This window comes from Mycobacterium sp. 1482292.6, from assembly GCF_001672995.1.
In the GTDB taxonomy this organism is placed as follows: domain Bacteria; phylum Actinomycetota; class Actinomycetes; order Mycobacteriales; family Mycobacteriaceae; genus Mycobacterium; species Mycobacterium europaeum_A.
This window is the reverse complement of record NZ_LZKV01000011.1, coordinates 24,843-45,162: the sequence shown is the minus strand read 5'-3', so window position 1 is coordinate 45,162 and position 20,320 is coordinate 24,843. Positions and strand designations below refer to the sequence as shown.

Below are 20,320 nucleotides of genomic sequence, written 5' to 3'. Positions count from 1 at the left end.
TGCCGACTCAATACGGGAGGCGGCCGCCGAGGGTGCGTGTCACCTGGTCGGCCGCGCCAACGACGTTGTCGGCCCACCGCTCGGCGAGTTCAGGCGAGAACCGAAAGCTGGGTCCGCTGATCATCAGCGCACCCAACACTTGACCGCGAGCGTCGAACACCGGCGCCGCGACGCCGGTAGCGCCCTCGTCACGTTCGCCGCTGGTGATCGCAAAGCCCATCCGCCGTGCTTCTTCGACGTTGGCGCGCAACACATCTGGGTCAGTCACGGTCGCGTCGGTGAACCGGGCCAAGTCGGACGCCAGCACTTCCCGCAGCGCATCGTCGTCCCACGCCATCAGCACCCGTCCCGCCGACCCGACGTGTAGCGGGACGATCTTGCCGACATGCATCTCGCGGCGGATCCCATGGCGTGTCTCGGCGATAGCGACACAAACCCGGAACGGGCCTTCTCGCCGGAAGAAGCAGGCCGTCTCTCCGCTGGCGTCGCGCAGCGACTCCAGCGCCGGTGAGACCGCCTCCAGCAGGCCCATGCTGCTTGCGACCGGAGCCGCCCAGTACGCGACCCGGGCCCCGATCCGGAACCGATCGCCAATCCGATCAAGGAATTCCTCGGCCACCAGATTGGCCACCAGTCGCTGCACTGTCGACGTCGGATAACCGGTGCGGGCCCGAATCTCGCTGAGGGTCAATTCGGGCTCAGAGAGCGTGAAGGCGTCCATGATCCCGCGGATCTTCGCCAGAACCAGCAACGGCTTGATGCCCGCGGACAACGGTCGCGACGACGGCGTCCGCGGCGGAATATCCAGATCGTCAGCCTCACTCATTCGTTCATTGTCTCGGTAATGGATCGACTGCACCTGTCGAATGCGGATTTAACGCCGTCGCCACAGGCCAAGCTGCAGCAGCGACGCGACTTGTCTAGTCGAGCGCCCCGTGGCTGCCGGGACAGGTGCACGTCTTCATCCACGGCGAGGCCCAGGCCGTCATGCACAATCTGCGGCTCTACATCCGCAAAGAGGGGGGCGTGGACGCCAAGTGGGCGTCATCGATCTCGGGCTACTGGCGCCGCGGCCGCACCGAAGAGACGTTCCGGCAGTGGAAGAAAGAGCTGGCGCAGGCGGAGTCGGCGAACTCGTCAGCCTGACGGCCGCCTGGCATTGTCTTTTCCATGGCATTCGGCGACTACCAGAACGAGACCTACTCAGCAGCGGGTCGACGGCCTCGGTGCGGGCGATCGCGGGCATCGTCGCCGAACGCCGGTGGCGGGCTACTTCGGCGGCGTCCCGACGTTCATCAAGGACAACATCGACGTCGCCGGGCAGCCTTCGATGCACGGCACCGATGCGTGGGCGCGCCGCAATGCCGTCGCCGACAGCGTGTTCACTCAGCTCTATCTCACCACCGGGCTGACCTCGGTGGGCAAGACGCAGCTGTCCGAATTCGGCTTCAGCGCGTCGGCCGAACACCCTCGCCTGGGCCCGGTCCGCAACCCGTGGGACACCGACTACACCGCCGGAGCGTCGTCGTCGGGATCGGGTGCCTTCGTCGCCGCCGGCGTGGTGCCCATGGCGCACGCCAACGACGGCGGCGGCTCGATCCGAATTCCGGCCGCCTGCAACGGGTTGGTCGGGCTCAAACCGTCGCGCGGGCGGTTGCCCCTGGACGCGACGCTGCGCCGGATGCCGGTGGGCGTCGTCGTCAACGGGGTGGTGTCCCGTTCGGTGCGCGACACCGCGGCCTTCTACCGCGAGGCCGAACGCATCTGGCGCAACCCCAAGCTGGCACCGATCGGCGACGTCACCGGACGACACCGCGATGCGACCCCGCGCGATGTCGACGGCGCCCTTCAGTTGTGGCCATATCTCTGCTTCACGCCTTGACGACGTCAATCGGACCTGCGCAAGACCTCAAATGTGCCAAATAAATATTTGTCGATCGAGTAGGCTCGGTGACGTGAGTACTTCTTCGACGACCAAGAAGGCGGTGAGGTCGCCTGCGAAGCGTGTGCCTCGCAGACTCCCCGGACGCCCGCGCGCACAAGAATCGCCTGCGTCGTTGGAGCAGATATTCGAAGTATCGCTCCGAGCGTTCGCCACCTTGGGCTTCGACGGCGTTGCGCTTCGCACGCTCAACCGTGAACTCGGGGGCAGCCACAATCTACTTAATGGGCGGTTCGGATCCAAGGAAGCGCTGTGGTACGCGACGGTCGACTGGGCTTTTGGGCCGCTTGCCCAGCGCATGCTTACCGCGTTCGATCCCACCTTGTCCGACCCGCTCGAGCAGGTCCGCATTTTCGTGCGCGTGTTCTTGACCTACTCCGCCGACCATCCCGAGCTATTGGGCCTTATGAATATCGAAGGTCGCCAGGACACTGAGCGGCTCACCTACATCTACAGCAAATATATCGAACCCGCGATGAGACCGTGTGAGCGACTCCTTGAACACCTCGCCGCCGAGGGCCGGATACGCAAGGTACCCCCGAGAACATTTCATTTGTTGCTAACCCATGGCGCAGGTGCACCGTTCACCCTTGCGCCGTTGGCTCGCCATTTCTCCCCAGTCGATCCACTCGATCCCAAAGAGGTGCGGGCGCACAGCGAACTGTGTGCGGACTTCTTTGTCGGCGGATTACAAGCGGGGAGTGCCGAAGCCAAGAAACCGCCGCGGAAACGTACCGTACGACAACGGAATTGAGCATCGCCGGCAAAAGGCACTGAAACATGCGCGCGGCCGAGGGCGGGACCGCGGCTTTGTTGATCAGGCCTTTCAGAGGAGGCAAAGCCCTGACCGCTCTCAGCAGGGTCCCAGCCGTCGGAGTCGGCGGTATATGCAAGCCATAGGGACATCAGGCGTCACCGCATCGGCGCTGCAATCGCCGCGGTAATTACCGTCGGCCAACTTGGCGTTGCACGCCGCCAGCAGCTGCTCAACGGCAGCGCGACCGCCAGCAGCTGCTCAACGGCGTCGCGACCAGGCTACGCTCGGACACCCTTCATTGCGCGCGTCCACGATTCGAGCTGATGGAGCATCGTGTCAGCGGCGGCGTCATGCACCGCTGCTGGGGTGAAGACGGAAAAGTTCTCGAAGTCAGTGAAGAGAGAGAACGTCAGCGTTTGGCGCACGTGGGCGAGCTGCAGTTCACTACACACGGTACGCAGCTGTTCGATAGCCCGCGCGCCACCCAGGGAACCGTAGCCGACGAATGCCGCCGCCTTGTTGGCCCATTCCGCGTAGAGATAATCGATTGCGTTCTTCAGTACAGCAGAGGTGGAGTGGTTGTACTCGGGTGTGACGAAAATAAATCCGTCGTATGACGCAATCTTGGCCGCCCAGGCCTTCGTGTGCTCGCCAGCATACTGCCCGACAGAGGGCGGCAGAGGTTCGTCCATATGGGGCAGCGGGTGGTCCCGCAGATCAATGAGCTCATAGGAGGCGTCGGAGCGCGTGGACGCCTTGTGCAGCATCCACTTGGCAACGGACTCGCCGTTTCGATTGGGCCGAGTGCTCCCCAGTATTATCGCAATCTTCAATTCACTCATAGCATCTCCTCATCTCGGCTAACTGACGTGGATCCTCGGCCAAACTCGTGCGCGGCTCCGCCGTGTTCGCGTGATGCCACGAGTCTCGCTCTGTCACAACGTGATAAGGCACCGCGCCTCATCGCGCCTTCGGAAGAGCCTAGGCCGGAAATATGTCAATCGTCAAGATACATCATGTCATCTGTCCGCAACCTCTGTCCGCGGTATGGGCGGTCCGGGCTACCTCGTGGACGAACCATCGCAGAATTAAAATGATGCCCGTCAAGTAAAAATGTGTCGGATGTCATGGGAGCGTGTTAGCATGTCGCCAGACTCAATCGCTGCAGCGACCAAAGGAGCCTCAGTGGCGGATTGCGACGTTCAGGTCCTCATAGTCGGTGGTGGCGCGGCTGGTCTTGCGGCGTCCCTCTCGTTGGCACAACTCGAGGTCGACACCTATCTGGTCAGTAGCCGCGAAACCACCTCGCCGCTGCCCAAAGCGCACATCCTCAACCAGCGCACGATGGAGATATTCCGCGGTCTCGGCGTCGACAGCGAGATTTACGAGAAAGGCACACCGGCTCACCAGATGGTCTATACCGGCTTCTATGTCGGGTTCGCCGGTGACCAGCCGGAATGCGGACACCGGTTATACCGCCTCGAATCGTTCGGCGCTGGCGGCCGCGCCGACGCCTGGCGACTGGCCAGCCCGAGTCTTCCCGCAAACCTGCCGCAGTCACGCCTAGAACCCATTTTGCGAAGACGCGCAGAGAAGGCCTCGCCCGAGCGACTGCACTACGGCCACGAGCTGATCAGCGTCGAACAGGATTCGGAAGCGGTCAGCGCCGCCATCATCGACCATAAGACAGGCGAACAGTACACGGTGCGTGCGCAATATCTGCTTGCATGCGACGGTGGTCGGACAGTCGGCCCAGCTCTCGGAGTCGTCCCTGAGGGCCTCTCCGATCTCGGTCGCATGGTCACAATCCACCTGAGCGTTGATCTATCGCGATGGGCCAGCGATTCTGATGTGCTGCTGCGCTTCCACCGCATGCCCGACACTGGTCGGTTCGTGATTATGGCCCCCATGGGGCCGACACACTGGGGACCCAAATCCGAGGAATGGTGCATCCACCTCACCTACCCGATAGATGATCCTCGCTCCCTAGATGATGCCAAGGTCATGGACGACATGCGTGCCACGCTCGGAGTGGGACATCTCGACTGCACGGTGCATGTCATCACCCGCTGGGTCATCGAAGGCACTGTCGCCGACCGCTTTCGGCTAGGGCGGGTGTTCATTCTTGGCGATGCCGCGCACCGGCACCCCCCCACCGGCGGCCTCGGCCTGAACTCGGCGATTCACGACGCGGACAACCTCGCCTGGAAACTCGCATTTGTTCTGGCTGACAACGCTTCTCCGCGACTACTGGACACCTACGAGGCCGAACGCAAACCGGTTAGCGCCACCAACGTGCAACGCTCGATAGAAAATACGCTGAACCACTTGAGAACTAGCGCTCTGATCGGTATCGAACAGTCCAACTCCCCTGAGGTCAATTGGAGCAATGTCCGTCGGCTCTGGAGCGAAGACCCTGCTGATGCGGCGCACCGACGTCAGGTGATGCAAGCACTGGCCGCACAGACGATGGAATTCAACGAACACAACATCGAATACGGCTACACCTACAGTTCCGATTGCGTCATCAGTGACGGGTCCGCTGCCCCCCAGAATCCAGATCCGATACGGATATACCAGCCAGCTGCGCGCCCGGGCCACCCCCTGCCCCACACCTGGCTGTCGACGCCCGACGGCCAGCGTATAGCTGTGATGGATCTTGTTGCACCGGGCCGCTTCCTGTTGATCGCGGCTCAGGAGGGACACGCCTGGGTGGATGCCGCGAAGGTACTAGCGCAGCGGTGGGCTGTGCCGATCGACGCGGTGCGCATCGGTCATACCGACGGCGACTACCTGGACTTCCGGTCGACATGGACCCAATGGCGCGGACACGGCGAGCGAGGAGCGGTACTTGTGCGTCCAGACAGATTCATCGCTTGGCGCGCACAAGGGCTGGCCGATGACCCCTTTTCCTCGTTGTGTGAAGTTGTTGCATCAATACTGGGCCCGCCGGCGATAGCCGAGACAACCGCTCCCCCTGCACATACCGCACAAAACAAACCATGAAAGGAATACCATGAAGCTGGCCTACACCATCGTCACGATCGCTCTATCTGTTTCGTTCCTCGTGTTCGGAATCGCAAAGCTGTTACGCGTGCCGGCGATGAGGAACCTCGCTGAACATGTGAACTTCTCTGTAAACTCGTACGTGCTGATCGGCATGCTTGAGCTCGCCGCCGCCGCGGGCCTTCTCATCGGCTTCGCGTATCGACCCCTGGGGATTGCCGCGGCAGGAGGTCTGTTCCTTCTGATGCTGGGTGCGATTGTGGTGTTGGTTCGCAATGGAGATAAGCCTAAGGATTGGGCGCCGGCGTTGGTTTTTGGCGTGCTTTCGGCGGCTACCGCGGGACTGGCAATCGCTGCCTGACCGAACGGGACGACGAAGCACATATCGTGGATCGCGATGAACGTCGACAATTTGTCGAAGATCACCGGACGTGCATCTTTGAATGCACGCGTAAGGACAGATGGTCCAGCCATGACGGTCGTGTACTACGTCACAGATGGTGATGAGATCCTGATTTCAACGATGGCCGAGCGGGCCAAAGCTCAAGCGGTACAGCGCAATCCCAATGTCAGTATTTACGTTCTCGATGCGCAGTGACCGCCCACGTACTTACAGGTGTATGGGGATGCCGAGATCGATCGTGACCCTAAGGTGCGTATGGACGTTCAGGTTCGGGTATCGAGCTCATGCCCGGTGAAAAGCTGACAGATGACCAGGTCCGCGCACTGATCAAGAATGGTGCCCGAGCTGAGAACCGTGTTGTGCTCCGGCTTAGGCCCACCTCGACGTTTCACACACCACCCCGGCACGTCTACACGATGGATTACGTTAAAGCTCTGACGCACACCACAAGTCAGAGTCTACCTTGGTGATGACCACCGGACTGGCAATCAACCACGCTGGCGTGACGATAGCCAGCGCGCGCGGCCTGCTCGCCGATTCTGCGTGCAACCGCCTACGTAACCACAGCATCAGTCAGACATTTCACCCCATGCACCGCTGAAACGCCCTACGTGACCTGCTTTCTGTACGAGTTTGTCCTGCTCTTGTGCACTTTTCCGTCTCGGCGACCATTCTCGGCCGCCTACTGCGAGTTCTTGTTGACGAGAAGGTGCCACTGTGCACCTGTGCTCAGGAGGGCTGTTGCATATTCCGTCCATGGGATCACCGGACCGGACGCACCGTGACGCGAATGTGCCTTCGGCGGTACGACCATTATTGGGGGTCGGCGTGATGGGCTTTAGGACGGGTGCCTCACTGCGTCGTTGACTCCGGCGGACTGTCTCATAGTCACTTGTTCATTCCCTTCGCCATCCCAGCCAGTCGCGATGGAGTGATGTCGTTATCGCGCAACAGAGCTGTGATGACGTCACGGATCAACTTCGGAGAAACGTTAGCTCCGAGAAATTCTCGCCCGACCCGGGGACCCCATTGGTAGAGCCCAGAGGCCGTCATCGGTCCCCACCCCGGTTCCACCGAGCTATCGAACATGTCACCGTCGGTGAAATGCTCGACCATCAGCCTGTCGGGATCGCGCCAATAGTCGAAGATTTGACTGCCGAGCCGGTGACGCCCGATGCCCCATGCTCGCTGATAACCGCGGTGCGAGAGGAACTCACCGCCCACCGCCAGCGCGTCCAGATCGGTTACCTGATAAGCGGAATGGCCGTACTCCGCGACTGGCCCAAGGTGTAGCGCCAGGGTGTGGTGATCAGACGGCACTGATCCGCGGTCGCAGCGAATGAACGCGAGCGTAGGTCCTTGCTCCCGCTGCCCCTCAAGGTATTGAAAATCACTGACGATCATCCCCAGGGTGCCCAGATACCAATCCAGCGTACGGGCTAGGTGGGGCGTCCCCAGGACCAGATGGCCGAGACGCTGCACCCTTGCTGGCTCACTGGGTGGGCGTTGAGCGCGATTGACGCGCTCTGGCTTAAGGCCGGTATTCATTTTATGTGGTTGCTGTTCGGGTAGTCCCGGAAGTTCCTCGGAAGGGTAAACCACGCTGACGCGAAACCCACTGGGGTCACACAGACGCACGATCTCGCACTCAACGAGACCGTGCACAGATTCCACCCGATGCTCAGTTTTGCGCGCCAACCGATCGAGGTCTGATCGATCCGCCGCTCTGAACGTCGCTCCTGCGAATCGGGATCGTTGGCCCCTGCGGATCACCACACAGGGCGTTCCGGGGAAGGATCCACGGAGATGGATGGCTGAGTCGTCTTTGTCTGCCACGGTGAATCCGAAGTCTCGCGCGAATGTCTCGGCACGCGCGAGATCGGGTTTCTCGAATTCCAGCCACGCCAGATCGCTGATTTTGATGATCGGATTTGCACTGCGTCCGGCGTGCTCCCCGGAATTCGGTCCTTGTTCGCTGCGCAGCCCAGTATCACTGCCGGCTGCGTGGCGGTGGTGTTTTGTCACTGCAATCCTCTGCATGGTTCGGTCGACATGGGAAGGGCCCTTGACGGCGATCCCGGCCGCACTTGCCGTCAAGGGCGTCACCCGCTTGGCGCGCCCAAACCCATTTCCGGGCGGAGGCGCAGCCAAGTGGTCACCTTTGAGGCGGTGCTGGCGCTAATCATATCCCCTTAATGTGCTTGATAGCACTATTAAATGTGTCGGCTGGCAAGTTGCGCGTATCCACATCTGGCTTCAACGCTCGCAGAAACACGTCGGCGCAGCATTCCGCGTGATCGCGCCCGTCGGGTGGCAACGCCTCGGCAAGGCCGCATTGAAAATCACATCCATGGGGATGGCGGTTCGTTCGGTGAGGCCCGGGTCTCATCTCGGAGGCGCAGTGGTCGCCTGCCGGCAGCTCGGGGCGTCAGGTGGCTCCGCGAAGTGGCGCTTGTGCCGCTCATAGGCTCAGGTCAGCAACGCCTATGTCGTACGCCAATAAATTAATTGACGTATAGCAAATTACTGTTCTATGCTCTTCCGCATGCAGCCGCCTACGGATAGCCCCCCGGCCACCCTCGCCGAAGCCTTCCTCTCGACAATCGACAAGTGTGGCGATGCGCCCGCGGTTCTCGACGCTGATTTGCATGTGGTTCTGTCCTGGCGTGAGTACGGGTTACGGTCGCGGCGAGTCGCCGGTGGTCTCGCCGGACTCGGCATCGGGCGATCAGACTCCGTCGGGCTTCTGCTCACCAACCGTCCGGAGTTTCACATCGCTGACGCGGCCGCTTTGCAGATCGGCGCCACGCCTTTCTCGATGTACAACACGGCTGCGCCCGAACAACTCCTGCATGTCCTAGACGACGCTGGATGCCGGGTCGTTATCACTGAGTCATCTCTACTCCACCGCCTGAACGCAGCGTTGGCTGTGGATCGCTGCCAGGTGGACCATGTCGTCGTCGTCGAACACCAGTCGTGGGTGCAACTGCTCAGCTCGCCAGAACGCAACCAACCACCATCGGCGCGACCGGAGGACCTCGCGACGCTGGTCTATACCTCGGGTACGATCGGCCCACCCAAAGGCGTTGAGCTGACACATCACAACATCCTTACGATGGTTTCTGAAATGGCGCCGCTCATGGGCGCGCAGCCCCAACACCGCTCCATCTCCTATCTCCCAATGGCGCATATCGCCGAACGTGCCTCCACCCATTACCTGCCGATGGTCATGGGATTCACCGTGGTGTGCTGTCCAACTCCTGTCGAGGTGACAGAACTGCTACCTAGGGTTAGGCCGGAACTGTTTTTCTCCCCACCACGACTGTGGGAAAAACTACAGGCGCTAGTCGCTTCGAACGCCTCAGTCGAACCTGATCCGGCAGAGCTTCGCCGCCGACTAGGTCTTGACAATCTCGTTTGCGCCCTCACAGGAGCGGCGCCCTGCCCGCCGGGAGTTGTCGAATTCTTCGGCTCGATCGGGATCACACTGCGAGAGCTCTACGGCCTCTCTGAAACCACCGGTGTGGTGTCCTTCGCCGCAGCCGATGATGCTCGCGCCGGCACCGTAGGGCCGCCGTTGCCCAGCGCTGAGATACACCTGGCTGAAGACAACGAACTACTCGTCCGTGGACCGCTCATCATGGCCGGGTACCGCAATCAGTCACAAGCCACCTCAGAAGCGATCGACGCCGAAGGCTGGCTGCATACTGGCGACCTTGCCGAGCTAACGGCCGACGGACACCTGCGCATCATTGGGCGCAAGAAGGAACTCATCATCAATGCGGCTGGGAAAAACATGTCGCCCAATAACATTGAGGCCCGACTTCGCGAGAGCAGCCCATTGATTGGTCAAGCATGTGTGATGGGCGACGGCCGACCGTACAATGTAGCGCTTCTAGTTCTCGACCCTGCCGTTGCCGCAACATATTCCAGTGAAGCCGCGCTGCTAGCCGAGGTGCAGGGGGGCGTGGACCGCGCAAACGCGCGCCTGGCCCGAGTCGAACAGATTAAGCGCTACGCGGTGCTCGAAGATGAGTGGGTGCCCGATTCTGATGAGCTCACACCGACTATGAAGCTAAAGCGCAGGGCAGTGACTGAGAAGTATGCCGAGCAGATCGATGCCCTCTACGCACAGACGCGTAGAGGCTAGCCGCGGGATGCTAATTGCACAAAAGTACGCCGCCGCAAGGGCCACGCTCACCGCCGTTTTGAGGGCAAAGGAGAAATGATGAAGCTGGTGAGGTACCGGGCCGGCGATACCGTGGCCGCCGGGATCGTCATTGACGAAGCTATCGTGCCCTTACGAGCAATCAACGGCGCCCCGACAGAAGTCACGGCGCTGCTGGCAGCGGGGCCGCAGGTGGTCACCGACATCGCTCGAAAAAGCCTGAGTGTGTCAGAACGGGTGCCGTTGTCCGAAGTGACCTTACGTGCGCCCATCGAACGCCCGTCGAAGTACCTTGCAATTGGCTTCAACTTCCACTCGCACCTCGAGGAGATACAGGCGGCGGCTCAGCAGCCCCAATACGCGGAGGCGATGGCGCGGTTCGCGCACCTGCGCCAGGCTTTCCCCGATCAAAAGATGCCTACCTTCTTCAACAAACAAGTCTCTTGCATCACCGGCCCGTTCGATCCCGTTGTGGCGCCTTCCGATTCGTCGATGCTCGATTACGAGGGCGAGCTAGTGGCGGTCATCGGGCAGCAGTTGCGACGCGCGGATGCTGTGACGGCATTGGCATCAGTCGCCGGCTACACCGTCGGCAACGATGTATCGGTTCGCGATTGGCAGCAGGACACGCCAACAATGTGGCCAGGCAAGAGCTTCGACACGCACGGGCCTCTGGGCCCCTGGATCACCACTGCCGACGAGGTCAGCAACGACGACTTGAGAATTCAGACCTGGGTGGATGACGAGCTGCGTCAAGACGGCTCCACGGCAGAAATGGTGACCGGCGTCGGCGAGATGATTGCTGCGTTGTCGCGGGTTTGCACTCTAGAGCCGGGTGATCTCATAGCAACCGGCACGCCGGGCGGGGTGGGCGTGTTTTCAGGCAAGCTGCTACAGGTGGGCCAACATGTGCGCGTCGAGATCGAAGGTGTCGGCGCGATCAACAACGAGATCATCGACGAGGAATCCGCTTAAGCCTTGCCCCCTCCTCATCGCTTAACTGGTACGGCGGCCGACCGGAGCCCGAAGACGCTGGGAGGCCCTGATTTCTGCCCTCCGTGACGGATCACGGAGAACACTTTGTGCGGTGATTTAGCGGCGCATGTCACCTCAAACGGCGGTCGGGCATGGTCATGCGTCGCCGGCGACGCAGCCATGCACCGTTCGTTGAAAGCGAACGGTCCCAGCGCTTCCGTTCCATGCAGTCGCCCTTGCCTATTGAGATGTCGCCGTAACCCACCCACAGGCGCCTCGCCTCTTGATGGCACGCGGTGCCGGTACCGACAACGCACCGACCGACCGCCGATAAGTTGTGAGAGTCCTAATTGTGGGAAACCCATCGTCTGTGCGTAAGTGACCCATCGGAATCGAGAGGGCCGCGTGATGCCAGGGCGCGGCGTCGCGCCAACATGAGCGAAGTATTACTCGGCGGTCCACCGCTCAGCACCCGAGCCAGCTCCTGGCCGACAAGTGGCGCTCCTGGCACCAGCGGCGTCGGTGCTGATCCCCAACCTGTTCGCTCGATCGTCCACAATCACAGCGATTTGCGTGATGGATCACACGCGAACGGGATCTGCATCAATAGCGAAGACGTTTCGCGTTGGCCCCTTACAAAGCTCATTCGCACCGCGCGACATGGCGCGCGACGTCGACTATCGAGGAGGCAGACATGGAGACTGAGGAGGCCTAGATGGAGACTGTAGCCCTGCCATCAGACGTCGGTCGGTTAACTTATGACCCGCACCGGGTCACCAATCAACCGCCGCCGCTTCGAGGTTACAACTTGGCGTCCTACCCGGCTCTTCGGGAGGCATTGATTCGCGAGGGGGGCGGATGGGGTATCGACGAGGTGACCACGTTCGGTGCAGTTTGTGGCAGCCCCGAGATCCAGCGCTGCAGCGAGTTGGCCGACCGCAACCGGCCAATCTTGCACACCCATGACCAATACGGTCACCGTATCGACGAAGTCGAATACGACCCCAGCTACCACCAGCTGATGGCACTGGCGGTTGCCAACGGCTTGCACGCTGCACCGTGGCGCGACCCCCGGCCTGGCGCTCATGTCGTGCGGGCGGCCAAGACGTCGGTGTGGGCTGGCGACCAGGCCATCTTGTGCCCGATCTGGATGACCTACGTGGCCATTCCCTCGCTGCGCCACGCCCCCGATCTCGCCGCCATCTATGAACCCTTGCTGTCCAGTCGAACCTACGTTCCCGGCCTGGGCGTGCCGTCGGCGAAACGAGGTATCACTGCGGGAATGTCGATGACCGAGAAGCAGGGCGGTTCTGATCTGCGCGCCGTGACCACCGAGGCCGTCCCCAATGGCGACGGCAGCTTTTCCATCACCGGGCACAAGTGGTTCACCTCGGCACCAATGTCGGACATCTTCTTGGTGGTAGCCCAGGCGCCGGGAGGAATCAGTTGTTTTCTGCTACCCCGGGTGCTGCCCGATGGCAGCCGAAACCGGATGTATCTTCAGCGGCTCAAAAACAAACTCGGCAATCACGCCAACGCTTCGAGCGAAGTCGAATACGACCGCGCTACAGCGTGGTTGATTGGGGAAGAAGGCCGCGGGGTCGCCACCATCATGGAAATGGTCAGCGCGGGACGGTTGGAAGTGGCGACGGGAAGTGCCACCCTCATCCGGGTTGCCCTTACCCGCGCCGTCCATCACGCCCAATATCGACATGCCTTCGGGGCTGCTCTCATCGAGCAGCCGCTGATGCGAAATGTGCTCGCTGACCTAGCAGTGGAAGTTGAGGCCGCCACCATGGTGACCATGCGGTTGGCCGGTGCGGCTGACAACGCCATTCGAGGCGATCTGCGCGAGGGCTTGCTCAGACGTATCGGTGTCGCGGCCGTCAAGTACTGGGTGTGCAAGCGCGCTACTCAATGCGTGGGCGAGGCAATGGAATGCCTTGGGGGTAATGGCTATATCGAGGATTCGGGGATGCCCCGGTTGTTCCGCGAGGCACCGCTGGCCGGCATCTGGGAGGGGTCTGCCAATATCACTGCACTGGATACGCTTCGTGCTCTGGACGATCCCAGCTGCATGGATGTGCTCATTGAGGAGCTGGCCGCGGCCTCCGGTGCCGACTCAAGACTCGACGACCACGTCCAAAAGCTGCATTACCAGCTCCTCGATCGCGATGCGCCACAGTACATGTCCCGACTTCTGGCACAGAACATTTGCCTGGCGCTGCAGGGTTCGCTACTGGTGCGACACGGCAATTCTGCGGTCGCCGAGGCTTTTCTCGCGTCGCGGCTAGAACGTTCCTGGGGCGGTGCATTGGGGACGCTGCCCCGAGGATTGGACTTGACGACCATCCTGAAGCGCGTCATGCCGATGGCCGAGGCGAGCTGAGCGCCTCGTCGGCGCGCCAAGCACCGATGCGCAGCGCTAGCCGTGGCAAAACGCCCAGCTGCAGGCGCCTTGGCACGTTCGGTGTACGCCTATTCCCGAGTCGCGCCGACGAGCCGCATGAACTCGATCGCCTCCGCGGGAAGCGCTTTGGCTGGTTTGGCAGACTAACCAGCCGTTCGGAACAACTCGGGCAGGTCGACACTGTGCGCCACCCACCCTCGATCCGCCAAAACACCCCAGCGGCCACAACGCCAGCCACATCGACAAGGCCCAAGTCGCAGTCAAGGCTTCGAACTCGACTACGCCGCCAAATACCCCAAGCCCCGTCGCCAAGATCATCGACCTCGACGGCCTGCTGGAGTACTTTCGCTACCCCGCCGCGCCTGCGATCCACTTGCCGACCACCAACCGATCGAAAGTTCCTTCGCCACCGTATGTTTGCGCACCAAGGTACCCAGGCGTCGGTTCACGCTCAGCCGGATTGACATAGCATAAAAACTGGTCGACGCCGTACAACCCCGCTGGCGAGCCATCAACGCACCACATCTGGACGCCAGCCCCATCTTCCACAAAACGCTTCTCCAACGCCCCATCGACATCGCCATCACAACCGACCACCAACGGGCACCCGTAAGCTGGAACGAAGGTCGTCAAATGCGCTCGCCTCTGGACGAATTGGCACTCCCCGCCTCGCCTTGCCACCATTAGCCTGTTATGGATCACCTCACCTTCGTCTTGGTACACGGTAATTGGCACAACGGCTCGGCCTGGACTGGAGTCGTCGAACGACTCCAGCGGCATGGTCATGTCGCTCACGCCCCGACGGTGGCCGGACACGGCCAACACACCGACAAGCGCGTCAGCATCACAGACTGCGCCCAATCGGTTGCCGAGCACATCGTTGCAAACGATTTGTCAGACGTTGTGCTCGTAGCCCACAGCGGAGGCGGCACGTGGGTCGCTAAAGCGGCAGAACAAGTATCTGACCGTCTGCGGCGTCTGGTGTTTTGCAACGCCTTCGTCCTCTATGACGGCGAAAATCAAGAAGACAACGTCGCCCCATCCATTCGAGGAATGCTGGCCCAACTCGCTGCCGCGACGACCGACAACACGATGGTGCTCCCCTTCGAAATATGGCGCGAGGCGATGATCAACGACGCTGACCTAGCACTTGCGCGAACAACCTACGCACAGCTATCACCTGAGCCCCACCAAATGTTCACCGAGCGGGTCGACCTCAAAACCTTTTGGACCCTGCCCATACCGAAGAGCTATCTGCACTGCACCGATGACGTGATCCTCATGCCGGATCAATGGAGCTGGCACCCCCGGATGAGCAACCGACTCGGCATGTACCGGTACCTGTCAATGCCCGGCAGCCACGAGGTAATGCTCACCAATCCGGTAGGTCTCGCAGACAAACTTATCGAAGCGGGCCGCGACTAACCGATCATTACAACAACCTTGTCGAGCACCAACAGCTTAAACGAACGCCCGAACTCATCGAGCTCAGCGTGGCCTAACGCCCACTGCGGCGCGGCGCCAGAAACCCTGGCGTGTTTCTGCTTGCATGAGTCCAGCAGGTAGAGCTTTGTGGCCCGATGTTGGGTTGCTTCGGCGTAGATAGCGTTACCGTGGAGGCCAATCGGGCACAGCCAGCGACCCCTGTGCCTAACAGCCCCGGGCAATAACGCCGACGTTCACGGTGACCTATTAGACGGTATCTCTGACTTGCACTGTTGCGATCACTACCGCACTGATTAAAAGCAGCGCGGCGGGCGCAGCGTGCCCAATGTCCTTCACGCGCCCATGGGCCGCCATGGCGCCAACCATCAACAGCGCCAGTCCGATCGCCGCTGCGACACCGACCACCGGCGCTGCCAAACCGACGAGTAATCCGATCGCGCCGAGTACCTCAAGCGCGCCAATCACCCACCAAAGGCGCGTGTTGACTCGCAACTGGTCGCGCATCTCTACTGATTGCCGCACGCCGGCGAGCTTCATGGCACCAGATGCGAAATATGCGATCGACAGGATGTCGGTGAGAACAATTCCTATGATGTTCATTCGGTTGAACTGCTCCAATTCCATTCGACGTCCTACCTCATGTGTGCTGGGTGGTGACCGTGCCCACCCGCTTGATCCGGTTTTTAGGCGCCAACGTTGGCAAAACGAAACGGCATCAGCTGAAATCACTCCGTCTGGGTGACGCCGATACGGCTGCCAGTGCAGCGGGTGAAAGACACCTGAAGTTGCTCACGAATTTAGATCGACAGGCTGAACATGCAGCAGGCAATCGCCATTCTGTGGTGGCCACTCCCCCGCGGCATGTCGGACGCTGTGGACGTGAGGCTTGACACCATGTCAGAGGATTACAGCAGATCCCGCGTTCGGGCTGAGCACGCACACCTTTACCGGCCAACAAGATGAGCGGATCCCTTGTGAACGCCATGGAAAGGATTCCACCGATTCACACCGCGTCTAACATCAGCCGAAGCGCGTATTTTTTCCGCATCGACCGCGTATCGGGCTGTCTGGCGCCTGGGCAGGCACGAGATAGATCAACGAGTCATGTTGAACCCTTGGTGGTTTGGTTTTGGGTGGCAGGTGCCGTAACAGCGTTTTGGCGCGGATGACGGCGCGTAGTACCTCCATAGAGGCATCGGCATGGTCGCAAAGAGAGTGACTCCCCATTCGCTGTGGGCTTCGATGACCACGCTTGGGTCGGTGCCAAGTCTGCGCGAGGGCTTGCTCAAACGTATCGGTGTCGCGGCCGTCAAGTACTGGCTGTGAAAGCGCGCTACTGAATGCGTGGGCGAGGCAATGGAATGCCCTGGGGGTAATGGCTATATCGAGGATTCGGGTATGCCCGGTTGTTCCGCGAGGCACCGCTCGCCGGCGTATGGGTCGCTGCAAAGCGGTGGTATTGCTTGCTTACGACGGCTGGTGCTGCGGCCACCATCGTGGCCGTGGCACCCACCCCGTATTAAGGGCCCAACTATCGCTATCGCTTCGGGTCATCGCGCCTCCTGAAAATCGTGAAACTCCCATTGTGTCAACACCAGTAGCGATTAGACGGCTCGCCGTGTGCTCGGGTCTCCGCTGCGTCGACTGTGTGCGTCGCGCCGATTATCTGCGCCGCCGCGCTATGCGGACACACCCTTTGAACGAGGGCGGGACGCAGATCGGTACCGTTGATGCGTTGCCCGCCAGGACAATCCATCAGAAAGGGGGACTGCCAAGCACGTATTGACCGAAGTGGCTGACCATTCGTCCCTGCTCACGTGGATGGTCATCACTTGGTTAAGGGCGCAGCAGTGGCCTGGTACATGCATGGCCGTCTGTGACGTCTAGCACACGGGAGCGGTCAGTATCGAGGAGGCCCCCAGGGCCGAGGAATCAGCGCGGCTGACGGCCTGGGTCACTACGATTGCCCGATGGGTGAAGTTGCCGACGCCATCTAACGCTAACTTTGGCCTGCAGCGCCGATCGTGTGGCCAGCACGACGCCCGGCGCCAAATGGACTAAGACACATGGCTATTGACCAAGCCACCGAAAATGATCGAGCCACCCAGCACCGATCAGACGCCTTCATTACTGTTCGGCGTGCTGGGAAGACTTGATTCCCTGGGCCTTAGCTGAACGAAGGAATCAGCGCTTTGACTGTGGTGGTGCAAACAGGTCGAGCCAGCTGTCGTATTGAACCAGTCGAGCTTTCCGAAGGTGGCCGCCAACAGCAAGGCGCACACCAGCACCAGGACGATGCAGATGAGGCTGTCAACAAACAGCTTCCGGACACCGCCGGCCCGGCGCACCAACCCGGATTCGTTTCGCTGCCAACGGTCCGCACCGACACCGCTACCGTTCGAGAAGCGAAGACATCTCGCTGGGGAACCCTGTTCTGCGGACAAGCTATTGCCGAGCGCCTCGATCGCAACATCGGTTAGCGCTCTTTCCTCGAGTTTCATCACATGCTCCCTGCGCCCAAAGATGACCTCATCCACGGTGGTCCCGCGAACACCGGCGGTGGTGCTGACCGTCTGTCTGAGAAAACGCATCAACTAGGCGAACTACATGCACCAAGCGCTCACAGCCGATGTGACCCCGCGCACACAATGTATTTCGACCTGAAGCGACGCACCGGCCAACGCGGCGGTCATTCTCCAGGTCAGCACCGATTTTGGCGCACTGGTAAGCGGGCGGGGGCCCGAACGCTCAAACCTCGTCGCGCTCACCGGCGCCGACAGCGCCACCGAGCATCCCTGCCGCCACCGGCGCCACCGATCACAGCTACCGCCAGCGACCTCACCGCCAAGCACGACAGGCCGGCGCTAGTCAGCCTGGTCATCGTCGACGACACCCAGCCCGCCAACTGCGTTGGTTCGCCACAGCGCAGCCGGCACCAAGACCAAACTCGTGTTTATCACCACCGCCCACCAGCAGCCCGCCCACACCCTGCTCGCCGCGCTCACCCACGATCTGCCGATACCCAAAACCCCCAGCCCCGACCGAAACCGCGCCGAGCATCTGCTGCGCCAGCGCAACGGCGTCCTGGCGCAGCTGCACGACATTGCCACTACCGCGCAGCAATTGAACGCCATCGCCGAACACAACCGAGTCCGCGGCCGCGACCACGACCGCAATGCCGGCCTCGAGCTCTAACCGCGGTAGGCAGACTGCGCTACATGCCGCCGCCGACGATAACCAACCAGATGGACGACTGGACAGAAGCGGACCTGGCGTGGAAACTGGCTGACGAACTAAGCCCAGCGCTTCCGGCCGCCGAACGCACCTGGCTGTATGCCGTCCTCGGCTCGGGTGATTCCTACACCGCGATCGCGACGCTGATCCGCGCTGCTCTGCCGGTACCCGCGACACTGATCACCGAACTGCTCAAATGGCTTGACGCCTACCAACACAGCGACGACGCGGCCCACCTACAGGAACTGCTGCGCGCAGTCCCACCCACGTGGAGAGCTTGATGCACCCACGTTTGGCATCCCGGCCGCCCCGCGCGCCCATGACACAACAGTAGCAAAACGCTGGACACGAGGTGGCCCAAAGTAGTTGAGAACCAATGGATTTGGTCGGCGAGGTTGGCGACTAGAGCGGTGTTGAAGTAGGCAGTGGCGGTCGGGCAAAACCAGTCGGCGCCTGCCGCCACGCACGACCGATCTCGTCGACCCTGTGTGATTCGACAAGCGGCGTCAGGCCAAGTTCCTTAATCCCCTCATGTCGACCAGTTCGGAGTCGCTTGAGTGAAACCACCACGCGCAGAGCCAAATCAGCGCCGTGTGCGCCTGCCTCCCACAACTGGTAATCGTCAACGAATGAAGTCCGTGCGCAGTACCAGCCCGTCGACCTGCTGCCGGACAGGATCCAGGTCGGCCAGCGATCCACCGAATCGGCGGTGCTCGGTCAAAACGTTGATCGAGTGAACTCCGCCGGCCCCGTACTGAGCCGCAGCGCGGCCGAGTCGAGGACATCGGCGAGCGCTCCCTTACTCGGGCTCTTGCGTTTTACCTCCCCTGTGATCATCAGCCATGAGGAGCGAAAACGCGGCAGCGGATCGAGGTTTGGCGGTGTGTCGGCCACCCTGGCCTCCAACTCAGCGAGCGATGTTCGGCGCCTCCGCGCCTCCAGATCCTCACGGACACCGTCGAGGATTCCGTCCCAAACGCTCATTACGACCTCGCTGCACCGCGGCTTCGTATGGGTTGAGTTTCGCCTGCTCCAGGTTCGTGCCCGAGGTCAGGGACCCAATCTCAGGTGACGTAACAAACCGTGCGTGAGCGTGCAGCACTTTAGTAGCCAACATTTCCCACCTGAAAGAATCTCACTAACAGTTAAGCCCCGATTATTGCCCGATCAGACCTGGTGTTAGACAACACCTCTCAGTCGCCTCGAATCACATGCGCAGATCTGATGGCTTGTTCGTCGCCGAACCCGGCTGGAACGTCGTGCCATCACTTCGGGTGAGCGGTGTTCGTTGCAGAGCGGTCATCCGCTCCGTGAACTCCCTGATCAAATAGCTTTGCCGGTCCAGCGCTTCCTTCACGGCCGCATGCGCGCAGTCGACGATCAGCTTGGCGAGAACCTCAGAACCTTTGTGATAGGCAGCTTCTCCCAGCGACAGGCCGGTCATCGCACCGAGCCCGTCCACTTCAACACTTACCGTCTTACAGCGACTCGTTACTCGCACCGAGATGGACTTGCAGTGCTGATCCATCGCCTGTACCAAGTCGCGCTGCTTGACCACGCGTGAGATCACCGAATCCGCTAGACCACCCGTCACACCACGCGCATCCCCGTGTCGGAGGCACCGTCCGGATCATCGTCGCGCAGCTGCGATTCCGCTTGAACCAGCTCTTCTTCGGTGCTGAGATTCAGATCATGAACGACGGCGGGACTGAAACCGTTGGCAATCAGGCTACGCCGGCGTACGACCTGCATGCGCTTAGCCGAAAGCTCGCACAGCAAAAGAATCTCGCGTGCCAATTGCGCCGGCGGCTTCGAAAGCTCGCGCTGATCGAGCTTCAGTGCGATGGGCAGCCCGCGTTCGGTCGTTCGAACCTGGATCCCTCCGTCGGGGGATCTCAGCGATCCTTCCATAACCGTTGTCCTTGCCAATCCGTCGAAAGACTCTGTCCCGCAGCTTAGTACAATTGCAGGCGACCCGG

At 61.1% G+C, this 20,320-nt stretch carries 19 protein-coding genes and 4 pseudogenes; 14 read left to right on the top strand and 9 right to left on the bottom strand.

The window, feature by feature from the left end; all coding sequences use genetic code 11:
* Window positions 1-7 precede the first annotated feature (7 nt).
* Window positions 8-826, bottom strand: coding sequence for an IclR family transcriptional regulator (locus tag A5624_RS00415; RefSeq protein ID WP_066859777.1), 819 nt, complete (start codon window positions 824-826; stop codon window positions 8-10).
* 98 nt (window positions 827-924) lie between these two features.
* On the opposite strand from A5624_RS00415, the pseudogene A5624_RS00410 reads away from it, so the two are divergent.
* The 3 genes and pseudogenes from A5624_RS00410 to A5624_RS00400 form a co-directional block, all read left to right on the top strand.
* Window positions 925-1,146 (top strand): annotated as a pseudogene (locus A5624_RS00410) (SIP domain-containing protein); the annotation flags it as partial.
* 121 nt (window positions 1,147-1,267) lie between these two features.
* Window positions 1,268-1,804 (top strand): annotated as a pseudogene (locus A5624_RS00405) (amidase family protein); the annotation flags it as partial.
* 253 nt (window positions 1,805-2,057) lie between these two features.
* A complete protein-coding gene (locus A5624_RS00400; RefSeq protein WP_082990442.1) occupies window positions 2,058-2,696 on the top strand; it encodes a TetR/AcrR family transcriptional regulator in 639 nt (212 codons plus the stop codon).
* 281 nt (window positions 2,697-2,977) lie between these two features.
* On the opposite strand, the gene A5624_RS00395 is transcribed toward A5624_RS00400, so the two are convergent.
* On the bottom strand, window positions 2,978-3,541 hold the full coding sequence (locus A5624_RS00395; RefSeq protein ID WP_066859768.1) for an NADPH-dependent FMN reductase: 564 nt from the start codon (window positions 3,539-3,541) through the stop codon (window positions 2,978-2,980).
* Window positions 3,542-3,884: 343 nt separating this feature from the next.
* Here A5624_RS00395 and A5624_RS00390 point away from each other — a divergent pair, with 343 nt between their 5' ends.
* From A5624_RS00390 to A5624_RS27860, 3 genes are read left to right on the top strand one after another with little or no spacing between them, the layout of a single operon-like run.
* Window positions 3,885-5,705 carry an FAD-dependent monooxygenase gene (locus A5624_RS00390; RefSeq protein ID WP_082990441.1) on the top strand — a complete coding sequence of 607 codons (1,821 nt, stop codon included), beginning with the start codon at window positions 3,885-3,887 and terminating at the stop codon, window positions 5,703-5,705.
* Between the two features lie 10 nt (window positions 5,706-5,715).
* The gene (locus tag A5624_RS00385) at window positions 5,716-6,066 is read left to right on the top strand and encodes a DoxX family protein (RefSeq protein ID WP_066859762.1); all 351 of its coding nucleotides are present in this window, start codon (window positions 5,716-5,718) and stop codon (window positions 6,064-6,066) included.
* A gap of 36 nt (window positions 6,067-6,102) precedes the next feature.
* Complete coding sequence (locus A5624_RS27860) at window positions 6,103-6,303, top strand: pyridoxamine 5'-phosphate oxidase family protein (RefSeq protein WP_156748695.1); 201 nt, start codon at window positions 6,103-6,105, stop codon at window positions 6,301-6,303.
* Window positions 6,304-6,996: 693 nt separating this feature from the next.
* On the opposite strand, the gene A5624_RS00375 is transcribed toward A5624_RS27860, so the two are convergent.
* On the bottom strand, window positions 6,997-8,148 hold the full coding sequence (locus A5624_RS00375; RefSeq protein WP_066859759.1) for a VOC family protein: 1,152 nt from the start codon (window positions 8,146-8,148) through the stop codon (window positions 6,997-6,999).
* Window positions 8,149-8,653: 505 nt separating this feature from the next.
* Between A5624_RS00375 and A5624_RS00370 the strand changes: the two genes are divergently transcribed.
* The 5 genes and pseudogenes from A5624_RS00370 (at window position 8,654) to A5624_RS00355 (ending at window position 15,086) form a co-directional block, all read left to right on the top strand.
* The gene (locus A5624_RS00370) at window positions 8,654-10,258 is read left to right on the top strand and encodes a long-chain fatty acid--CoA ligase (protein WP_156748694.1); all 1,605 of its coding nucleotides are present in this window, start codon (window positions 8,654-8,656) and stop codon (window positions 10,256-10,258) included.
* A gap of 75 nt (window positions 10,259-10,333) precedes the next feature.
* Window positions 10,334-11,251 carry a fumarylacetoacetate hydrolase family protein gene (locus tag A5624_RS00365; RefSeq protein WP_197518886.1) on the top strand — a complete coding sequence of 306 codons (918 nt, stop codon included), beginning with the start codon at window positions 10,334-10,336 and terminating at the stop codon, window positions 11,249-11,251.
* Window positions 11,252-11,966: 715 nt separating this feature from the next.
* Window positions 11,967-13,640, top strand: coding sequence for an acyl-CoA dehydrogenase family protein (locus A5624_RS00360; protein WP_066859753.1), 1,674 nt, complete (start codon window positions 11,967-11,969; stop codon window positions 13,638-13,640).
* A 244-nt stretch (window positions 13,641-13,884) separates the two neighbouring features.
* Window positions 13,885-14,348, top strand: a pseudogene (locus A5624_RS29375) (hypothetical protein); the annotation flags it as partial.
* Between the two features lie 6 nt (window positions 14,349-14,354).
* Window positions 14,355-15,086: an alpha/beta fold hydrolase gene (locus A5624_RS00355; protein ID WP_066859751.1), complete on the top strand. Its 732-nt coding sequence runs from the start codon at window positions 14,355-14,357 to the stop codon at window positions 15,084-15,086.
* Window positions 15,087-15,353: 267 nt separating this feature from the next.
* On the opposite strand, the gene A5624_RS00350 is transcribed toward A5624_RS00355, so the two are convergent.
* Window positions 15,354-15,731 carry a DoxX family protein gene (locus A5624_RS00350; RefSeq protein WP_082990440.1) on the bottom strand — a complete coding sequence of 126 codons (378 nt, stop codon included), beginning with the start codon at window positions 15,729-15,731 and terminating at the stop codon, window positions 15,354-15,356.
* 651 nt (window positions 15,732-16,382) lie between these two features.
* Between A5624_RS00350 and A5624_RS27855 the strand changes: the two are divergent.
* Window positions 16,383-16,546 (top strand): annotated as a pseudogene (locus A5624_RS27855) (acyl-CoA dehydrogenase family protein); the annotation flags it as partial.
* A gap of 675 nt (window positions 16,547-17,221) precedes the next feature.
* Here A5624_RS27855 and A5624_RS00345 read toward each other — a convergent pair.
* Window positions 17,222-17,608: a hypothetical protein gene (locus A5624_RS00345; protein ID WP_156748693.1), complete on the bottom strand. Its 387-nt coding sequence runs from the start codon at window positions 17,606-17,608 to the stop codon at window positions 17,222-17,224.
* Between the two features lie 448 nt (window positions 17,609-18,056).
* Between A5624_RS00345 and A5624_RS00340 the strand changes: the two genes are divergently transcribed.
* Both A5624_RS00340 and A5624_RS00335 read left to right on the top strand, forming a co-directional pair.
* Entirely contained in the window at window positions 18,057-18,302 is a 246-nt protein-coding gene (locus A5624_RS00340; protein ID WP_156748692.1) for a hypothetical protein, read from the top strand.
* A gap of 23 nt (window positions 18,303-18,325) precedes the next feature.
* Entirely contained in the window at window positions 18,326-18,622 is a 297-nt protein-coding gene (locus A5624_RS00335) for a hypothetical protein (RefSeq protein WP_156748691.1), read from the top strand.
* Window positions 18,623-18,963: 341 nt separating this feature from the next.
* Here A5624_RS00335 and A5624_RS29370 read toward each other — a convergent pair whose 3' ends face one another.
* The 4 genes from A5624_RS29370 to A5624_RS00320 all read right to left on the bottom strand — a co-directional run bounded on the left by A5624_RS29370 (window position 18,964) and on the right by A5624_RS00320 (window position 20,252).
* Entirely contained in the window at window positions 18,964-19,062 is a 99-nt protein-coding gene (locus tag A5624_RS29370; protein ID WP_369827422.1) for a hypothetical protein, read from the bottom strand.
* Complete coding sequence (locus A5624_RS00330; protein ID WP_066859738.1) at window positions 19,059-19,325, bottom strand: hypothetical protein; 267 nt, start codon at window positions 19,323-19,325, stop codon at window positions 19,059-19,061. The genes A5624_RS29370 and A5624_RS00330 overlap by 4 nt, the downstream gene beginning before the upstream one ends.
* 223 nt (window positions 19,326-19,548) lie before the next feature.
* The gene (locus tag A5624_RS00325; RefSeq protein WP_232002163.1) at window positions 19,549-19,899 is read right to left on the bottom strand and encodes a YbaB/EbfC family nucleoid-associated protein; all 351 of its coding nucleotides are present in this window, start codon (window positions 19,897-19,899) and stop codon (window positions 19,549-19,551) included.
* Between the two features lie 32 nt (window positions 19,900-19,931).
* The gene (locus A5624_RS00320) at window positions 19,932-20,252 is read right to left on the bottom strand and encodes a hypothetical protein (RefSeq protein WP_066859734.1); all 321 of its coding nucleotides are present in this window, start codon (window positions 20,250-20,252) and stop codon (window positions 19,932-19,934) included.
* Between the last annotated feature and the right edge of the window lie 68 nt (window positions 20,253-20,320).